Origin of the sequence: Nioella sediminis, assembly GCF_001879695.1 — a bacterium.
GTDB classification, from domain to species: domain Bacteria; phylum Pseudomonadota; class Alphaproteobacteria; order Rhodobacterales; family Rhodobacteraceae; genus Nioella; species Nioella sediminis.
Genome location: NZ_MNBL01000167.1, coordinates 1 through 624, shown reverse-complemented (window position 1 = coordinate 624; position 624 = coordinate 1). Strand labels below are relative to the sequence as shown.

Here is a 624-nt window from a genome sequence, read left to right as displayed (position 1 = left end):
GCAACTCCGCCAGGATCCGGTACGCCTTTGCCGGGGCCTCATACCAAAGCCGCAGGCCCCATTCTTGATGGTCAAGAATTGCTTCGGATAGTTGGGGCCAACGTTGCACGAATACAGGGCCGACATATGTCTCGCAAATCCGGCGCAGGGTGCGAATGCCATTCTGACGCTCTAACGCTGTCGCCATGATTTCAGCCATGCAGGGATGCGAAACCGGAGGACGTTTCAGCGCTTCACCGCGAGGCCTGCAGTCCGCCAGAACACCCGCTCGAGTGATAAGATTCTTGTGCCGAAAGCCTCCATCGAAATAGCCAAGCGCGCTGACAAGAAGAGCATCAAATTCCTTCAGAGGAATTTCGTTGGTTCCGGCGGGAGACATGAACGGTGGATGGGTTTTAACAATCTTGCCAGGTACCAGCCGATCGTCTTCCACCAGGAAATCAGGTCCGGATCCACCAGGAATGACATAAAAATGGCAATCAAAACCCTTGGCACGGAGGTTCTCTGCACGCTGCTCATAAGCTCTTTTCAGCGCGGCTGATTGCGAGTTACCGATGACAAGGACCTTCATGAACTGCCCTTCCTTTATTTAGATAAATGGCTTTGATCAGGTGACAATTCCAA

General features: G+C 52.9%; 1 protein-coding gene. It reads right to left on the bottom strand.

The genetic code is table 11. The features are described 5' to 3' along the window. On the bottom strand, positions 1–571 hold a 571-nt coding region (locus BKY26_RS20110), incomplete at its 3' end, for a hypothetical protein (RefSeq protein ID WP_131541956.1). Positions 572–624: the final 53 nt, after the last annotated feature.